Annotated in this window: 19 protein-coding genes; 4 read left to right on the forward strand and 15 right to left on the reverse strand. The window is 69.6% G+C overall.

Features of this window, described 5'->3' with window-relative positions; genetic code table 11:
* Window positions 1–145: 145 nt before the first annotated feature.
* The 6 genes from ACI3KT_RS09325 to ACI3KT_RS09350 are packed head-to-tail and all read right to left on the reverse strand — an operon-like array spanning window position 146 to window position 5,807.
* A complete protein-coding gene (locus ACI3KT_RS09325; RefSeq protein ID WP_292904534.1) occupies window positions 146–901 on the reverse strand; it encodes an amino acid ABC transporter ATP-binding protein in 756 nt (251 codons plus the stop codon).
* Complete coding sequence (locus ACI3KT_RS09330; protein ID WP_404903807.1) at window positions 898–1,764, reverse strand: amino acid ABC transporter permease; 867 nt, start codon at window positions 1,762–1,764, stop codon at window positions 898–900. The genes ACI3KT_RS09325 and ACI3KT_RS09330 overlap by 4 nt, the downstream gene beginning before the upstream one ends.
* A complete protein-coding gene (locus ACI3KT_RS09335) occupies window positions 1,761–2,603 on the reverse strand; it encodes an ABC transporter substrate-binding protein (RefSeq protein WP_292904530.1) in 843 nt (280 codons plus the stop codon). Before ACI3KT_RS09335 ends, ACI3KT_RS09330 begins: the two co-directional genes overlap by 4 nt.
* Before the next feature lie 32 nt (window positions 2,604–2,635).
* Window positions 2,636–3,088 carry a cupin domain-containing protein gene (locus ACI3KT_RS09340; RefSeq protein WP_307292896.1) on the reverse strand — a complete coding sequence of 151 codons (453 nt, stop codon included), beginning with the start codon at window positions 3,086–3,088 and terminating at the stop codon, window positions 2,636–2,638.
* A complete protein-coding gene (locus ACI3KT_RS09345; RefSeq protein ID WP_404903809.1) occupies window positions 3,085–4,377 on the reverse strand; it encodes an amidohydrolase family protein in 1,293 nt (430 codons plus the stop codon). Before ACI3KT_RS09345 ends, ACI3KT_RS09340 begins: the two co-directional genes overlap by 4 nt.
* Window positions 4,374–5,807, reverse strand: coding sequence for an adenosylhomocysteinase (locus ACI3KT_RS09350; RefSeq protein ID WP_404903811.1), 1,434 nt, complete (start codon window positions 5,805–5,807; stop codon window positions 4,374–4,376). The genes ACI3KT_RS09345 and ACI3KT_RS09350 overlap by 4 nt, the downstream gene beginning before the upstream one ends.
* A 291-nt stretch (window positions 5,808–6,098) precedes the next feature.
* On the opposite strand from ACI3KT_RS09350, the gene ACI3KT_RS09355 reads away from it, so the two are divergent.
* Window positions 6,099–6,305: a hypothetical protein gene (locus ACI3KT_RS09355; protein WP_404903813.1), complete on the forward strand. Its 207-nt coding sequence runs from the start codon at window positions 6,099–6,101 to the stop codon at window positions 6,303–6,305.
* A gap of 10 nt (window positions 6,306–6,315) precedes the next feature.
* Here ACI3KT_RS09355 and ACI3KT_RS09360 read toward each other — a convergent pair whose 3' ends face one another.
* Both ACI3KT_RS09360 and ACI3KT_RS09365 read right to left on the reverse strand, forming a co-directional pair.
* Window positions 6,316–7,077 (reverse strand): N-acetylmuramoyl-L-alanine amidase, encoded by a 762-nt coding sequence (locus tag ACI3KT_RS09360; protein WP_404903815.1) that lies wholly within the window; start codon window positions 7,075–7,077, stop codon window positions 6,316–6,318.
* 34 nt (window positions 7,078–7,111) lie between these two features.
* Complete coding sequence (locus ACI3KT_RS09365) at window positions 7,112–7,780, reverse strand: nucleoside/nucleotide kinase family protein (protein ID WP_404903817.1); 669 nt, start codon at window positions 7,778–7,780, stop codon at window positions 7,112–7,114.
* Between the two features lie 45 nt (window positions 7,781–7,825).
* Here ACI3KT_RS09365 and ACI3KT_RS09370 point away from each other — a divergent pair, with 45 nt between their 5' ends.
* On the forward strand, window positions 7,826–8,050 hold the full coding sequence (locus ACI3KT_RS09370; protein ID WP_404903819.1) for an RNA-binding S4 domain-containing protein: 225 nt from the start codon (window positions 7,826–7,828) through the stop codon (window positions 8,048–8,050).
* Window positions 8,051–8,065: 15 nt separating this feature from the next.
* Here the strand turns inward: ACI3KT_RS09370 and ACI3KT_RS09375 are convergent, their stop codons facing one another.
* Both ACI3KT_RS09375 and ACI3KT_RS09380 read right to left on the reverse strand, forming a co-directional pair.
* The gene (locus ACI3KT_RS09375) at window positions 8,066–8,587 is read right to left on the reverse strand and encodes a hypothetical protein (RefSeq protein WP_404903821.1); all 522 of its coding nucleotides are present in this window, start codon (window positions 8,585–8,587) and stop codon (window positions 8,066–8,068) included.
* Window positions 8,588–8,625: 38 nt separating this feature from the next.
* Window positions 8,626–9,192 carry a dihydrofolate reductase family protein gene (locus tag ACI3KT_RS09380; protein WP_404903822.1) on the reverse strand — a complete coding sequence of 189 codons (567 nt, stop codon included), beginning with the start codon at window positions 9,190–9,192 and terminating at the stop codon, window positions 8,626–8,628.
* A gap of 203 nt (window positions 9,193–9,395) precedes the next feature.
* Here ACI3KT_RS09380 and ACI3KT_RS09385 point away from each other — a divergent pair, with 203 nt between their 5' ends.
* Window positions 9,396–10,079 (forward strand): histidine phosphatase family protein, encoded by a 684-nt coding sequence (locus ACI3KT_RS09385; protein WP_404903823.1) that lies wholly within the window; start codon window positions 9,396–9,398, stop codon window positions 10,077–10,079.
* 37 nt (window positions 10,080–10,116) lie between these two features.
* Window positions 10,117–10,902, forward strand: a complete 786-nt coding sequence (locus ACI3KT_RS09390; RefSeq protein WP_404903825.1) for a DNA/RNA non-specific endonuclease — start codon at window positions 10,117–10,119, stop codon at window positions 10,900–10,902.
* A 15-nt stretch (window positions 10,903–10,917) separates the two neighbouring features.
* Here ACI3KT_RS09390 and ACI3KT_RS09395 read toward each other — a convergent pair whose 3' ends face one another.
* The 5 genes from ACI3KT_RS09395 to ACI3KT_RS09415 form a co-directional block, all read right to left on the reverse strand.
* Window positions 10,918–11,091 (reverse strand): hypothetical protein, encoded by a 174-nt coding sequence (locus ACI3KT_RS09395; protein ID WP_404903827.1) that lies wholly within the window; start codon window positions 11,089–11,091, stop codon window positions 10,918–10,920.
* The gene (locus ACI3KT_RS09400; RefSeq protein ID WP_404903829.1) at window positions 11,088–12,068 is read right to left on the reverse strand and encodes a zinc-binding dehydrogenase; all 981 of its coding nucleotides are present in this window, start codon (window positions 12,066–12,068) and stop codon (window positions 11,088–11,090) included. Before ACI3KT_RS09400 ends, ACI3KT_RS09395 begins: the two co-directional genes overlap by 4 nt.
* Window positions 12,065–12,502, reverse strand: coding sequence for a MarR family winged helix-turn-helix transcriptional regulator (locus ACI3KT_RS09405; protein WP_404903830.1), 438 nt, complete (start codon window positions 12,500–12,502; stop codon window positions 12,065–12,067). The genes ACI3KT_RS09400 and ACI3KT_RS09405 overlap by 4 nt, the downstream gene beginning before the upstream one ends.
* Window positions 12,503–12,580: 78 nt before the next feature.
* Complete coding sequence (locus tag ACI3KT_RS09410) at window positions 12,581–13,918, reverse strand: cryptochrome/photolyase family protein (RefSeq protein WP_404903832.1); 1,338 nt, start codon at window positions 13,916–13,918, stop codon at window positions 12,581–12,583.
* Between the two features lie 16 nt (window positions 13,919–13,934).
* Entirely contained in the window at window positions 13,935–15,113 is a 1,179-nt protein-coding gene (locus ACI3KT_RS09415; RefSeq protein ID WP_404903833.1) for a ferrochelatase, read from the reverse strand.
* Window positions 15,114–15,132 lie beyond the last annotated feature (19 nt).

Genomic DNA, 15,132 nt, shown 5'->3' on the forward strand with positions numbered 1-15,132 from the left:
CGACTCGGCCGTCGTCCGCGCGCCACCAGGATGCCGACGCCCCACCAGGATCCCGACGCGGATTCGATGGTGGTGCGTCACGAGCGGGGTGGCGCGCGCACGGCTCCCCGCATCCGCACGCGAAACGTCGGGCGAACGCGAGAACTCAGTGCCGCACGCGCGAGAGGAACTCGACGGTGGCGGGATGCTGCGGAGCGTCGAAGAGCTGCTCCGGCGGTCCCTGCTCGACGAGCACGCCCTCCTTGAGGAACACCACGCGGTCGGCGACCTCGCGGGCGAAGGACATCTCGTGCGTGGCCATCACGATCGTGGTGCCGCGGCGCTTGAGTTCGCGCACGAGGTCGAGCACCTCTCCGACGAGCTGCGGGTCCAGAGCGCTGGTGATCTCGTCGAGCAGCAGCACTTCGGGTTCTGTGAGGATCGCGCGCACGATCGCGACGCGCTGCTGCTGACCCCCGGAGAGCCGGTCGGGGTACTCCCCCGCCTTCGCACCGAGGCCGAGCGTCTCGAGAAGCTCCAGGGCGCGCGCACGCGCATCGGGCGCACGCCATCCGTGCACCTTGCGCGCTGCGAGGGTGATGTTCTCGAGCACCGTGAGATGCGGGAAGAGGTTGAAGTGCTGGAACACGACGCCGATGCGGGCGCGGATGCTGTCGGCATCCGCCCTCGGATCGGTGATGTCGTCGCCGCTGAGGAAGATCTGCCCGTCGTCGACGCGCTCGATGAGGTTCATGGTCTTCAGCAGGGTCGACTTGCCGGAGCCGGAGGCCCCGATCAGCACGACCACCTCGTGACGGGCGACCGCGAGGTCGAGCCCGCGGAGCACGTCGTGGTCGCCGAAGCGCTTGCGCACGCCGCGGGCCTCGATGACGACAGCACCATCGGACGGTACAGGGCTCATACGACTCCTCCGGCCTGCTCGCGCCTGTTGAGGCGGGCCGTCACAGCATCCGTGAACCGGATCATCGGCCAGCTGAGGGCGATGAAGAACAGGCCCGCGACGACGTACGGCGTGTAGTTGTAGGTGTCGGCGACCTGCAGCTGCGCGGCGCGGACCGCGTCGATCACCCCGAGCACCGAGATCAGTCCGACGTCCTTCTGCATCGACACGAAGTCGTTCATGAGGGCGGGCACGACCTTGCGCACGCCCTGCGGGATCACCACGATGCGCAGGGTCTGCGCGTGGCTGAGACCCAGCGAGCGCGCGGCGACCCGCTGCGAGGGATGCACGGCCTCCATGCCGGCGCGAAGCACTTCGGCGACGTACGCCGAATACGTGACGATGATCGCGATGGTTCCCCAGAACGCCGGAGGCATCCGCGGGAAGATCATCAGCGCGGGGATGCCGTAGCCGATCAGGTACAGCACGATCAGCAGCGGCACGCCGCGGAAGAAGTCGGTGTAGGCCGCGGCGAGCGCGCGCAGCGGGAAGAACACCGGGCCGCGCAGCGAGCGCAGCGTCGCGAGCAGCGTGCCGAGGACCGCGACGCCGATCGCCGCGATCACGAGCACGAGCAGGTTGGTCAGCAGGCCCTGGAACACCGGACCGATGCTCTGCAGCGCGATCTTCGGGTTGAAGAACGTCTGCTGCACGACGGTCCAGCCCGGCGTGTTCACGACGACGATCACGGCGACCGCCACCAGCACGAGGCTGCTGAGGAACGCGATCAGCACCGAGCGCGTGGTGGCTCGGCGCCGCAGAGCGCGGCGCGACAGCTCGAGCTCGCTCGGCTGCCACGCCGTCTCTGCGGAGAGGCTCGTCACTTCAGAACGGGGACGTCGACCGCGTCGCTGAGCCACTTCTGCTGCAGCTCATCGAGCGTGCCGTCTTCGCGCAGCGCGTCGACCGCATCGGACACGGCCTTCGTCAGGGCCGAGCCCTTCGGCAGCACGACGGCGAACTCGTCGCCGCCGTCGGAGCTTTCGAACTGACCCGTGACGGTCGAGTCGTCGACCACGGCGCCGGTGATGTAGAACGCCCCGGGCAGGTCGGTGATCATGGCGTCGATCTGGCCTGCCTGCAGTGCGAGCACAACGTCGTCGACCGTGTTGAACACGCTGAGGTTCGCGTCTCCGAGCTGCTCCTTGGCGACCGTGTAACTGGTGGTGCCGGCCGCGACACCGACCTTGGCCTTCTTCAGCTCGTCGATCGTGGTGGCGGATGCCGACGACGAGCTGTTCAGCGCCACGACGGCCTGAGTGGTCGTGTAGTACGGGCTCGAGAAGTCGACGGCGTTCTTGCGCTCGTCGGTGACCGAGAACTGCTGGATGTTGATGTCCCAGTCCTTCGGACCCGGCGCGATCGCCGCGTCGAAGCCGGTGCGCACCCACTCGATGTCGGAGGAGTCGAAGCCGAGCTGCTCGGCGACCGCGTTCGCGACGGCCCCCTCGAAGCCCTTGCCGTTCGAGGGATCGTCGTCGACGAACCAGGGCTCGTAGTCGGGCTCGCCCGTAGCGATCGTGAGCTTGCCGGCGGTGACGGTCTGAAGTTCGCCGTCAGCGGCCGTGGATGAAGAAGAGGGGGTGCCGGCGCAGGCGGCGAGGGTGACTGCGGCGACGACCGCGATGGCGGCGGCCGCGGCGCGGCGGAGGGTACGGGGCACGGTCGCTCCTGAGGTGTGGTGGGGTAGATGTCTCACGGGAGAGTGTTCGAGTTCTGATCAAGAGTAGGCGACGCGGCGAGGCGCCAATCGGCGAAATCGAAACCTGGAGACACGAAGCACGACACCAGGACCTCGCTGTCGTCGAGCGGGCGGGCCGCCTGCCAGACGCCCGCCGGCACGAGCACCTGAGCGGCATCCGTCCCGCTCAGCACGATGGTCGACGCCGCCCGCGGCTCGGCGCCGTCACCGCCGAGACTCAGCTCCAGCCTGCCGGGACCGTGCCACAGCCACAGCTCGTCGCTCGTGACGACATGCCACTCGCTGCGTTCGTCGGCCTGCAGGAGGTAGTGGATGCAGGTGCCGGCCGGGCGCGGGCCGTTCGGCGTCTCGACGGCCAGCGGGCTCGTCCACGTGCGACGGAACCAGCCGCCTTCGGGATGCGGGGCGAGGTCGAGCCGGTCGGCGGTGGCGGGGCGTGCGGTCACTGAGTCGCTCCTGTCTGGAGGGGGAAGTCGGATGCCGCGAAGCGCACTTCGCCCGCGACGATGGTCGCCGCGGCGCGTCCGGCGCCCGCTTCGACGAGTTCGGGAATCGCGTCGGCACCGGCCGGCACATCGAAGAAGGTGAGGTCGGCGAGGGCGCCGACAGCGAGGTAGCCGGTGCGGTCCGGACCGACGTCGATGCCCATGGCGTGGGCTCCGCCGAGTGTGGCCGCGCCCAGCAGGCGGGCGTGCAGGTCGCGGTCGGTGTAACCCTGCGAGCGCGCGATGCGGGCGAGCGCGGCGACGTCGCCGAGAACGTCGAGCGAGGGACTGGACGACAGCGAGTCGGTGCCGACCGCGATCGGGCTCCCCTCGCGCAGGTAGGCGGCGATCGGCGGCTCCTCGAGCCCGATCACCGCGTTCGACCGCGGGCACAGCGCCACCGTCGTGCGGCGCTCGCGGAGGATCGCGCGGTCGCGCGCGCTCATGTAGACGCCGTGCGCGATGTGGCAGTCGGGGCCGAGCACGCCGAGCTGGTCGACGAACTCCGTGGCGCTGGTGCCGAAGCCCGCCTCGCGGAGCTCCTGGAAGCTCGCAAGACCGGCGGTGTGCCACGCCTGCGGATGCTCGTGCGCGAACTCGCTCTCGAACGCGGCCTCACCGAGATGGATGTGGATGCGTCCGCCGCGCTCGCGCACGATGTCGGGGATCTCCAGCAGCGGCTCGATGTCGAGCGAGTAGGGCGCGTGCGGCGAGAGGCCGGTTCCCGGCGGTGTGGGAAGCGCGTCGAGCGCCTGCTCGACCTGTGCGCGACCCGTGCGGGCCCAGTCGGCGTTGGTCCAGCTCATCACCTCCCAGTAGGTGATGCCGTGCAGTCGGGCGTCGTGCAGGGCGGAGGCCGCCGCGGGGTCGGTCACGACGTCGGCGACGGCGGTCGTGCCGGAGCGGAGTGCCATCTCGGCGCCGGCCGCAGCATCCGCTCCCCAGTCCCTGCCCGCCTCGTATACCGGGTCGAATGCCTGCACCCAATCGTCGAAGCCCGTGTACTGACCACGACCGACCACGGCCATGCCCGTGTACTGCAGGTGCGTGTGCGCGTTCACGAGCCCTGGCGTGAGCACGCCGGGCCAGTGGACCTCGTCGTACGCGAAGCCGCGTTCGGACAGCGATCGCCGCACCCACGCTCGCTCGCCGACGTGCATGATGCGTCCGTCGCGCACCGCGACGGCGCCGTCCACGATGGGCGGGGCCGTCACCGGGACGACCAGGCCAGCGGAGTAGACGGTGATCATGCCGAGGTCTCCTGCTCGCCGGCTGCCGCCAGGTAGCGGCGCGACCGCCACTCGCTCTGCGCATCGCGCTGCTCCCGGCTGGGCGTGTCGATGGTGTCGCCTCGGGCGTCGAGTGCGGCGCGGGCGATGGCCTGATCGGCCTCCGGGGGGAACGGATGCAGGCCCGCGGGCAGATCACGGGTGAGCAGCTGCTCGACCGCGCCGAGCTGCACGGCGAAGGAGAGGTCCATGATCTCGATCGGGTTGCCCTCGGCGGCCGCGAGGTTCACACAGCCTCCCTGGGCGATCAGCAGGGCGCCGTCGGCGACGCGGTCGAGGTGCACGCCGACCGGTTCGAGCACTGAGACGTCCACGTCGACCTCCCCGGGCACGCCTCCCGCCACCGCGACGATCTTCGCCGCAGTCAGGGTCGCGGTGTCGACGGTGTGCGGAGCGCCGGTCGCCGAGATGACCAGGGCGCCGTCGGCGAGCTCCGCCAGCGGACCGATCCGGTGACCGTCGTGCGCGGCGCGCAGCGCGCGCACGGGGTCGGTCTCGGCGACCGCGATCTCGACGCCGAACGCACGCAGATGAGCGGCGACGCCTTCGCCGACAGGGCCGTAGCCGATCACGACGGCGGGCTGATCACGCAGGCCGATGCCGGCCCCGTCGAGCACGTCGGCGATCGCGAACACGCACGACTGGCCGGTGCCGTAGCGGTTGTCGAACGACGTCTTCATGGCCGCGTCGTTCACGGCGATCACGGGGATGCCCAGCAGCCCGCTCTCCTGCATCAGGCGCAGCGGGGTGAGACCGCTCGTGGTCTCCTCCGCGGCGCCCTTCACCGGTATGCCTTCTTCGTGCGCGAGACGGATCAGGTGCGAGCCGTCGTCGAGCAGCAGATCGATTCCCCGGTGCAGGAACGCCACGGCCGCAGCCCGCTCCTCAGCGCCGCTCAGAGCAGGGTCGCCGTCGACGGGGATGCCGCGGTCACGCAGCACCTCGGCCACCTCGACATCGATCTCGTCGGGGTGGGCGTAGACGACGACCTCGGCGCCGGCATCGCGGAGCAGCAGGGCGAGCTGGGCGGTCTTGGGCTCGAGAACCATCGCGATGCCGATGCGGATGCCGCGCACGAGGTCCTGTTCGCGCAGGCGGGCGGCGATGAGCGTCGAGACAGGCATGTGCGCCCCGGCGTTGTCGACGCGCGCCGCCGCGGTCGTGCGGGCGGGCAGCGGGGCGCCGTCGGCGAGGATCTCATCGGCCCGCCCCGGTGCGAACGTCACCGATCCGGTGCCGAGGCGGGCGCCGAGGGCGGGGAGCAGCCTGCGGAGCTCATCTGCGACAGCATCCGTCCCCTCCACCGAGAACGTGCGTCCGGCGACGAGCAGGTTGGTCTCACGGGCGAATCGGCGCACAAGTCGCTCGGCTGTCGTGCGCGGGTCGGTCACCGCTCAATCGTATTGCGCCGGTCGGGTCGCTCGACGCCCGCGCTGCGGCTGCCGACCATCGCGATGCTGACACGTCTCTGCGAGCGTGCAGATCGAACCCGCCCAAGGTGCATCTACCCGGTAAGGATGCTCCCGGCCCGCAGCCTGTCGAGGGTGGCCGCCCGTTCGAGCCGGACCGGGTCCGGGAGACGCACGGCGCTGCGGGCGCTGTCGGCGTCTCCGCCTCTCGTCGAGCGTGGGGAGCCCCGCCAGTACCTGGCTCCGCGTGCGCCCGTACGCTTCACTGGAGGCATGAAGACCGACACGATCCGAACTGTCGCATGGGATCCACGGGCGGAGGTGCGCGCGTTCTTCGCGTACCTGTTCGAGCGCGCTTTCCTGCCGTTCGCGCCGCTGTCGCTGAGTGTGCCGGTCGAGATCTCCCGGCGCGAGGAGGCGGTGCGCGCCGCATCCGTCGATCCGGCTCCGCTCGGACCCGAGCAGGAGCGCCTGAGCTGAAGCACCCGTGTCAGCGCGCTGCGAAGATCTCGCGTGCACGGGCGACGATGTCGTCCAGCCGAGATTGCAGGTACGGTCCGGGGCATTCGGTCCCCGTCCAGGTCTCTCGGTGGCTGATGACGTGCTCTCTGTCGATCGTGAACGACACCGGCACACCGTCCAGGGTCTTGCCGTCGTAGGTCGCGAGCCACGCGATCATCTGTGCGAGCTCTTCCAGCTGAGCCGCCGTCACGGCGTAGTCAGGCGCTCCGGTGGCGTCCAGAGTCTCCACTGCCAGCGACCGCCAGTTCCAGTCGGCGCCGGTCGATGACGGCTTCGCACCAGGGCGGATGAGCTCGAAGACGGACCCGTCGTGCCGCAGATAGAAGGTGGGCGCGGAGGATCGCTTGTTGCAGCGCGAGAGGAAGTCCAGCTGCTCATGGGTCGTACCCGTGTGGTGGATGATGAAGCGGTCGATGATCGGCGTCACCTCGTGGTGGTCGCTTCCTGCGATGTCACGTGGCGACCGAGATGTGGGGTGCCTGCAGTCCTCGAACCCCAAGGGGGCTTCGAGACCTTTGACTGCACGGTCGTAGACGGGTTCGTACTCCGTCAGCCCCCTCGGATTGTCCGGGTCCACGGGCGTCGTCGCGCCGTGTGGGCCCACGGGGATCGCGGAGAGCAGGATTCCCGTGGCGGTCACGGCGATGCCCGAACCCGCCGCGATCAGGAAGCGCCGACGCGTATGCGCCGAGGGGCGTTCGGCAGAATCGGGTGCGGCGGAGTGCTCCATCTGCCCATCTAACACGCTCCCTCGAGCGCCTGCCCTAGAGGATCCGCCAGCTGACGCCGTCGACCTCGAGATCGGCGTGCGCCCTGGCCTGCTCGATCTGCACAGCGTTGGCGCCGTCGACCTCGCGCGCCCAGGCGCGCGCGCCCTCATGCGAGCGCCCGTGCCGCATGTGCCGATCGATCAGCCGAGCCTCGCGCTCCTCAGCAGAGGCGACGCAGAACCAGACGGCATCCAGGCGATCACGCACACGGTTCCACGGCTCAGCGGCCGCGAGCAGGTAGTTGCCCTCGACGATCACGGTCTGCACGTGCGGTCCGATGGCGATCTCACCCGCCACTCCCTCGTCGACGTGGCGGCGAAAGCTCGGCGCGTAGACGACATGGTCGGTCTCGACGCGGACGCGGTCGAGGAGAGCGAGGAACCCCCAGCCGTCGAAGGTCTCGATGGCGCCCTTCCTATCGCGGATGCCGAGGGCGTCGAGCGTCGCGTTGGCGAGATGGAACCCGTCCATCGGCAGGTGGGCCGCCCTGCCGGGAGCTCGGGCCTCGAGACGCGCGACGAGCGCCGCGGCCAGCGTGGTCTTGCCCGCGCCGGGGCTCCCGGTCACGCCGACGAGGCGGCGGGATCCGTCGCCTCGGGGGATCCTGGCGAGGAGCGCATCGAGCGCGGCATCCGTCATGTCCGCCAGTCTCGCACCGCTCACGATCCTGGTCCCGCCGGAGGATCGGAGCCGACTAGCATTTCAGTCATGATGGCCACCTCGATCGACGACATCTCCATCGGCGGCGAGATGATCCGCCTCGGACAGTTCCTCAAGTTCTCGGGCCTCATCGACACCGGCGGTGACGCCAAGGAAGCCATCATCGACGGCTACGTGAGCGTGAACGGTGAAGAGGAGCGTCGTCGCGGGCGCCAACTGCACGATGGCGACCTCGTCTCGTTCGAAGGCCGCACGGCACGCGTCAGGCCCTGAACGCGATCCGGCCTGTCACTGCGCCGGCAGGCATCCGCCGTCCATGATGTACCCGCCGGCCTCGATGATCAGGGCGTCAGCCGACACCTCGCCGAAGATGCATCCGCCCTTCGGGCCGACCACGCCGAAGGCGACGCCGCGCTGATCGCCGATCGTCTGGGTGCTCGTGAGGCCGGCATCCGCCATGACCGCGACGACGGCGTCGGTCGAGATGTCGCCCGAGGTTCTCAGGGTGTCGAGAGCGGGCCGCACGTTCTCGATCGCGTCTTCGGCAGCGGTCCTGGTCTCGTCTGAGATGTCCATCCGCTGCCGATAGGTGTCGTTCTGCGCCATCGACTGTTCGGGGTCGTAGGGCGCGCATTCAGGAGGGAGTTCGACGCCCTCCACCTGCGGACACGCGGCCGTCGGCGTCGGCGACGCGGATGGTGTCGAACCCGCCTGCGGGCTCGCCGTCGCGCATCCGGCCAGCACCAGCGCCGTCGCACATGCGAGTGACGCGAACGCGCCCCTCGACCTATCCCCCCGGATGCCGATCATCCGCCCATGCAACCACACGCGTCGCGGCGGAGGAAGGGTCAGCGCCCGGGCGGTCCCTCGAGAACGGTCGGAACATACTCGAGCAGCTGCGTGCGCATGTCGAACGTGCGCGCCTCGACCAGTTCGAGCGCGACATCGGGATAGCCGTCGAAGATCCTCTCCTGACCGGTGGCGCCCGTGATCACCGGGAAGATCACGACCCGATACCGGTCGACGAGTCCTGCGGTCAGCAGCGACCGGCACAGCGATCGGCTGCCGATGGTGCTCAGCGGACGGTCGGACTCCTCCTTCAGCCGGCGCACCGCCTCCACGGCATCCGCCGCTATCAGTGTCGAGTTCTCCCACGCGAGCGGCGCCTCGAGAGACGACGAGAAGACGTATTTGCGGATGCCGTTCAGCACGTCGGTGCCCGGCTCGCCCTCGGCGACGAGCTCCGACATCACGCGGTAGGTGGTCGCGCCCATCAGCAGGGGCTGATCCTTCTCGGGTCGGGTGTCGAGCCACTCGAGGTACTCCGGACTCTCCATGCCCCACCACCCGGGCCAGCCCACCGCCGAGCCGTAGCCGTCGAGCGAGCAGATGAAGTCGACCGTCAAAGTCTGCATGTCGTCTCCTTCGATCCGGCCAGGTGGAACGACCCGAGCCGAGCGGATGCCGTCGCGCAGGAGTCTAGATCGGCGGGTCGACCCTCGAAACCCCTATCTGCGAACACGCTGGCGAAAGAACCTCGGCCCTTTGTCGATAAGAGCTGCAACAGCGCCGAGGTCGCGTTCCTCAACCGGCGACTCGACGAGATGAGGGCCGCACCGTGACCGAGAAGCACTACCGTGGCGGTGTGGATGCTCCAGACCCGCTGCCCGATCACCCCGCCCCCGACAACCCGCAGGGCAAGCTCGTGCTGCTGCGCCACGGCGAGACCGAGTGGTCGCGGACCGGCCTGCACACGGGACGCACCGACATCCCGCTGACTCCGCACGGCGAAGAGCTGGCCCGGGCGGCGGGCAGGCTGGTACGCGGATACGACTTCGGGCTCATCCTGACTTCGCCGCTGCAGCGGGCGCGGCGCACGGCGGAGCTGGCGGGCCTCGACGCCGAGGTCGATCCGCTTCTCGTCGAATGGGACTACGGCGGGTACGAGGGCCGCACCACGGCAGACATCCGCGCGGAGCTCGGATACAACTGGACGGCCTTCAACCACGGAGTGATCCGCGGCGAGACACCCGGTGAGACCGTCGAAGAGGTCGCCGCGCGCGCATCTCGGGTGCTGACCAGGGTGCTACCGGCGATGGCCGACGGCGACGTCGCCCTGATCGCGCACGGGCACTACCTGCGCATCCTCACCGCCGTGTTCCTGCGGGAGGCGCCGCGATTCGGCGCCCAGATCACCCTCGATGCCGGCTCGGTGTCGGTGCTCGGCTTCACCAGGGAGCAGCCGGCCATCCTCGCCTGGAACCACGGGCCCGAGCTGCCGCTGAAGCCCTCGGAGTCCTGACATCTCCTTTGTCGGCGGTGTCGGGCACGATGGTCGCATGGCTGACGGATACGACCCCGGGTTCCTCACGACCTCTCTCCCGCTCCCCCGCCCCGCGGACATCACACGCACGCTCGACTACCCCCGGTTCACGGTGCTGCTCGATCCCTCTCGGCGACTGGCGGCGGCGACCGGGGTGAACATCGAAGGCTCGACGCTGCGCGATCTTCCCCGTGCCGGCGAATGGCGCCTCGACCCGAGGATCGGCGACGACGAGCAGACCGGCCCCGCCGTGTACGCGCGCAACGATCTCGACCGCGGTCATCTCGTACGTCGCCGCGATCCCGGCTGGGGAGCGGTCGACGACGCCCGCGCTGCCATGGAGGCGACGTTCTTCTACCCGAACGCGGCTCCGCAGGCCGCAGGGTTCAACCAGTCGAAGGAGCTGTGGCTCGGCCTGGAAGACCATGTGCTCGCGTACGCCGAGGCGACGGATCAGCGCATCTCGGTCTTCACGGCGCCGGTGCTCGGCCCAGAAGACCCGCCTTATCGCGGCGTCCGCATCCCGTTGAGGTTCTGGAAGATCGCCGCCTGGCAGGGGGCCGAGGGGCTCGCGACCGCCGGTTTCCTCCTCGACCAGAGCGAGCTCATCGACACCCGTGACGACCTGCTCGCCCCTGCGCCGCTCGGCGCCTTCCGCACCTTTCAGGTGCCGGTCGCCGAGATCGCGAGGCTCACCGGGCTCGATCTCGGTCGGATGCCGGCGGGCGACGTGCTCTCGGAGAGCGCCGTGCGGGCGGGGGAATGGCAGATGCTGTCGTCGGTCGACGACATCGTGCTCTGAGTGCGTCGTCAGCGATCAGCGTTCACCGTCATCCGGACCGGGATCGGGCTCGCCCATCCGTCGATCGCTCGATGATCGTTCGGGCGACTCGCTCACGGCCGCGGTGACGGTGCTCGCGGTCTTCGCGCTCGAAGATCCCCGACGCGCGAGGAAGTCCGCGTGGGCGATCTCGAGGGGAGGGATCATCACAGCACGACGACGCCTTTACCGCCTACGACGCCGGCTTCCATGTCGCGATGGGCCTGGACGATGTCGTCGAGTGCGTACGTGCGGCCCACGGGGACGGTTGCACGGCCGTCGGCGACCGCATCGAGGAACTGCTGAAGCGTGTCCGCTCCGAGGTCCGCGGCCTCTCCCGAATACGCGGTGAGACGGACGCCGTTCGGCAGCCAGTCCATCGGGTAGAACTCCTCGATGCTCCACCGGTTCGACAGCATCCCCGTGAAGCAGACCGTGCCGCCGGGTCGCACGGCACGCAGGGTGTCCCGCATGGCGTCGACCCCGACCAGCTCGATGGCGCCGTCGACTCCTCCGGGGAGCAGCCGACGAATCTGTGCCGCGACATCTCCGTCGTCGACGAGAACATGATCGACACCGACGCTCTCCAGGAGCGCACGGGCGGCTTCGCGGCGGGTGGTCGCGTACACGGTCATGCCATGGAGCTTGGCGAGGACCGCCGCCGCGAGCCCGATCGACGAGGTGCCTCCGCGGATCAGGATGCTGTCGCCGGGTTTCGCCTCGAGACCGATGTCGAGCGAGCCGTTGGCCGTCTGCAGCATCTCAGGAACCGCGCCCAGCACGTTCCACGGCAGGGAGCTGCGGAACGGGATCGTCTGCGCCGCGGGAACGACGACGTACTCCGCGTAGCCGCCATCGAACTCCCGCCCCATGCCGCCCATCATCGTGACGACCTGGGTGCCCCTGTCGAACTCGCCACCGGGAGCGTCTTCCACGATCCCCGCGGCTTCGATGCCAGGGATGCGCGGGAACGATCCCGAGTACGCCTGACCGTTCCGGAAGTGCAGTTCGGACTGGTTGAGCCCGAACGCGTGCACTTTGATGAGCACCTGCCCGGGAGCCACCGTCGGAACAGGACGCTCGCGGATCTCAAGGACCTCCGGAGTGCCGGGTGCAGTGACGACGACCGCCCGCATAGTCGTGGTCATGCGAGCACCCCGCTGCGTGCGGCGACGGCGCGAGCGCCGATGCGCGTCAACGCCTCCGACAGGACCTCGATGTCCGAGTCCTCCCCGAGGAGTTCCGCGATGACCTGCTGCGCCACCCGCTCAGCCGAGGCGCGAGCGTCTTCCCCGGATCGGGTGAGAGCGACCAGCGAGGAGCGCCGATCATCGGGATTCGGTCGGCGAACCGCCAGACCGTCGCGCTCAAGACGGTCGATGAACTTGCTGGCGGCGCCGACCGTGATCGACAGAGCATCGCTGACATCCTGCACCCGCACTGCTCCGTCGTGGCGGTGCACGGTCTGCAGTGCCATCAACGTGCCGAGACCCACGCGGTCAGACCGCAGGAGCTCGTGCTCGACCGCGTTCCATACGTCGGTCTCGACTCTGACGAGAAGCTCGAAGAAGTTCATGCTCATGAGAACTACATTACTCGTAAGAGTATTCCTGGGAACATAAATTCTGCGCCGTCTAGATCGAGGAGCGGCGCTCCGCAGTCATCGCGCGCTCTTCACCTCGTCGTAGGCGCGGAGCGCCGCTCGACGGGTCTCCCGCAGGTCGACGATCGGCTCGTCTCGGCTGTCTGCGGCCCAGCGGTCGATGTACCGACGCTGCGGATCGAACTTCTCGGCCTGGAGCACGGGGTTGAACACGCGGAAGTAGGGTGCGGCATCCGCGCCCGACCCCGCGACCCACTGCCAGTTGAAGGGGTTGCTCGCAGCATCCGCGTCGACCAGGGTGTCCCAGAACCACTGCTCGCCGATCCGCCAGTCGATGAGCAGGTTCTTCACGAGAAAGGAGGCGACGACCATGCGGACCCGGTTGTGCATGTGGCCGGTCTCCCACAGTTCGCGCATTCCGGCATCGACCAATGGCACCCCGGTGCGTCCGCGTCGCCAGGCACGCAGCGCGCCCTCGTCGAGAGGAGGCCAGGGGAACCGGTCGAACTCCGGCCGAAGGTTGCGCGTGGCGAGGTCGGGGAAGCGGTCGAGGGTGTGCCAGGCGAACTCCCGCCAGCCGAGCTCCGTGAGGAACCTGCTTCCGCCCTCGGCCGCGACCGCCTCGTGCCACACGGTGAACGGGCTGAGCTCTCCCCAGCGCAGCCGCGGCGACAGCATCGACGTCGCCTCGAGACCGGGTTCGTCACGAGCCCGGTCGTAGTCGGCGAGCCCCTCGCCGACGAACCTCCGCAGCTGTCGGAGGGCGGCCGGCTCCCCCGGCTCCCACGCTGCCGCGAGACCTCCGGCCCAATCGGGCGCGTACGGGCGCAGCTGCCAGTCGTCGAGGTCGTCGGACGGGACGCGCGCGCTTCCCGCCGCGGCCGAGGGAGGAGCCGGCAGCGGCGCACGCGGAGCCGGACGGTTCTGGCACGCACGCCAGAACGGGGTGAACACCGAATAGTGCCCTCCGCTTCCGGTCGTCACCGTCCAGGGCTCATGCAGCAGCGACGCGGCGAAGGAGGCGACCTCGTTCCCCTCCGACCGCAGCCGTCTCTTGATCTCCGCGTCGACCAGCCGTTCCGGCGCGCCGTAGCGGCGGTTCCAGAAGATCGCGTCCGCCTCGGCCTGCGCGGCGACTTCGGGCACGATGCGCGTCGCTTGCCCTCTACGCAGCACCAGCGGGATGCCGAGATCGCGCAGCCCGCCGGCGAGAGATGCGAGCGAGTGGTGCAGCCACCATCGCGCGGCGCCGCCGAGCGGACGGATGCCCTCCGACTCCTCATCGAGGACGTACAGGGCGACGACCGCTCCACCTCTCGCCGCCGCGGCCGAGAGAGCAGGATTGTCGGTCACGCGCAGGTCGTCGCGGAACCACACCAGACTCGCCCGGGTCATGGACGACCGCTCCGCGTCATGGCGCGACCCCTGCAGCCGCGGGCTTGAACCCGGCCCTGACGTTCTCGCAGCATCCGGGTCGGCACACGTCGAACCATGGTCCGAGCGGCGTCACCGCCGGGCGCTCTGCAGGATCCACCGCGGCGATGCGCTCTTCGATGAGGTCGACGACGCCGGCCACGAACACGCGGTCGGCTCCGGGAGTCGCGGCGCGGACAGCCTGGATGCCTGCGGACGCAGCCGCCTCGAGCGCCTCGGTGTCCAGATCCCACAGCACTTCCATGTGGTCGCTCACGAACCCGATCGGCGAGATCGCGATGGCCGTGACGCCTTCGGCAGGCAGCTCTCCGATGCGGTCGCAGATGTCGGGCTCGAGCCACGGTTGCGACGCCGGGCCCGAGCGCGACTGGTACACCAGCTCCCAGCCGATGCCGTCGAGCCGCGCATCCCGACGGACCACCCGCTCCATGACGGCGGCCGCGACGGCGAGATGCTGCGCCTCGTAGGCCCCGCCGGGTCCGTAGTCCCGATCGCGCGGCCCAGAGCGCTGCGCGTCTGCGGTGGGGATCGAGTGGGTGGTGAACAGCACGCGGATCGCGCCGGCATCCGCCCCCTCCTCCAGGAACCCGCCGAGCGCCGCCGCGATGCTGTCGACGAAGGAGTCCACGAAGCCGGGGTGATCGAAGAACTGGCGGATCTTGTCGATCGTGACCGTGCCGCCGAGCTGCGTCTCGTCGAGTGCTCGCGCGAAGTCCTCGCGGTACTGCCTGCAGCTCGAGAACGAGCTGTAGGCGCTCGTCGCGAAGGCGAGCAGCCGCGTGCAGCCGTCGTCCGCCGCCTGCTGCACGGCGTCAGGCAGGTACGGCGCCCAGTTGCGGTTTCCCCAGTAGACGGGCAGGTCGAGTCCGCGTGCGGCGATCTCGGCCTCGAGTGCGGCTTTCAGCTGCCGGTTCTGCTCGTTGATCGGGCTGATGCCGCCGAAGTGACGGTAGTGGTGCGCGACCTCCTCCAAGCGCTCGTCGGGGATGCCGCGCCCACGAGTCACGTTGCGCAGGAACGGGATGACGTCATCCTGCCCCTCCGGACCACCGAACCCGGCCAGCAGGATCGCGTCGTAGCGCTGCGGTGCGACGGCGAACGGCTCTCCGACTGCGCAGGCCGGCGAGGCGTGGGGAACGGACGATGCAGATGTCATGGTGACCTCCAGGTTTCGG

The sequence above is a fragment of the Microbacterium sp. ZW T6_19 genome (assembly GCF_044987465.1).
Lineage (GTDB): Bacteria > Actinomycetota > Actinomycetes > Actinomycetales > Microbacteriaceae > Microbacterium > Microbacterium natoriense_A.

Coding starts and splice junctions, on each gene's coding strand:
- ACI3KT_RS09370 (WP_404903819.1), top strand. CDS start 7,826: ATGATGGCCACCTCGATCGACGACATCTCCATCGGCGGCGAGATGATC.
- ACI3KT_RS09415 (WP_404903833.1), bottom strand. CDS start 15,113: ATGACATCTGCATCGTCCGTTCCCCACGCCTCGCCGGCCTGCGCAGTC.
- ACI3KT_RS09410 (WP_404903832.1), bottom strand. CDS start 13,918: ATGACCCGGGCGAGTCTGGTGTGGTTCCGCGACGACCTGCGCGTGACC.
- ACI3KT_RS09355 (WP_404903813.1), top strand. CDS start 6,099: ATGAAGACCGACACGATCCGAACTGTCGCATGGGATCCACGGGCGGAG.
- ACI3KT_RS09405 (WP_404903830.1), bottom strand. CDS start 12,502: ATGAGCATGAACTTCTTCGAGCTTCTCGTCAGAGTCGAGACCGACGTA.
- ACI3KT_RS09390 (WP_404903825.1), top strand. CDS start 10,117: ATGGCTGACGGATACGACCCCGGGTTCCTCACGACCTCTCTCCCGCTC.
- ACI3KT_RS09375 (WP_404903821.1), bottom strand. CDS start 8,587: ATGATCGGCATCCGGGGGGATAGGTCGAGGGGCGCGTTCGCGTCACTC.
- ACI3KT_RS09400 (WP_404903829.1), bottom strand. CDS start 12,068: ATGACCACGACTATGCGGGCGGTCGTCGTCACTGCACCCGGCACTCCG.
- ACI3KT_RS09345 (WP_404903809.1), bottom strand. CDS start 4,377: ATGATCACCGTCTACTCCGCTGGCCTGGTCGTCCCGGTGACGGCCCCG.
- ACI3KT_RS09360 (WP_404903815.1), bottom strand. CDS start 7,077: ATGGAGCACTCCGCCGCACCCGATTCTGCCGAACGCCCCTCGGCGCAT.
- ACI3KT_RS09380 (WP_404903822.1), bottom strand. CDS start 9,192: ATGCAGACTTTGACGGTCGACTTCATCTGCTCGCTCGACGGCTACGGC.
- ACI3KT_RS09325 (WP_292904534.1), bottom strand. CDS start 901: ATGAGCCCTGTACCGTCCGATGGTGCTGTCGTCATCGAGGCCCGCGGC.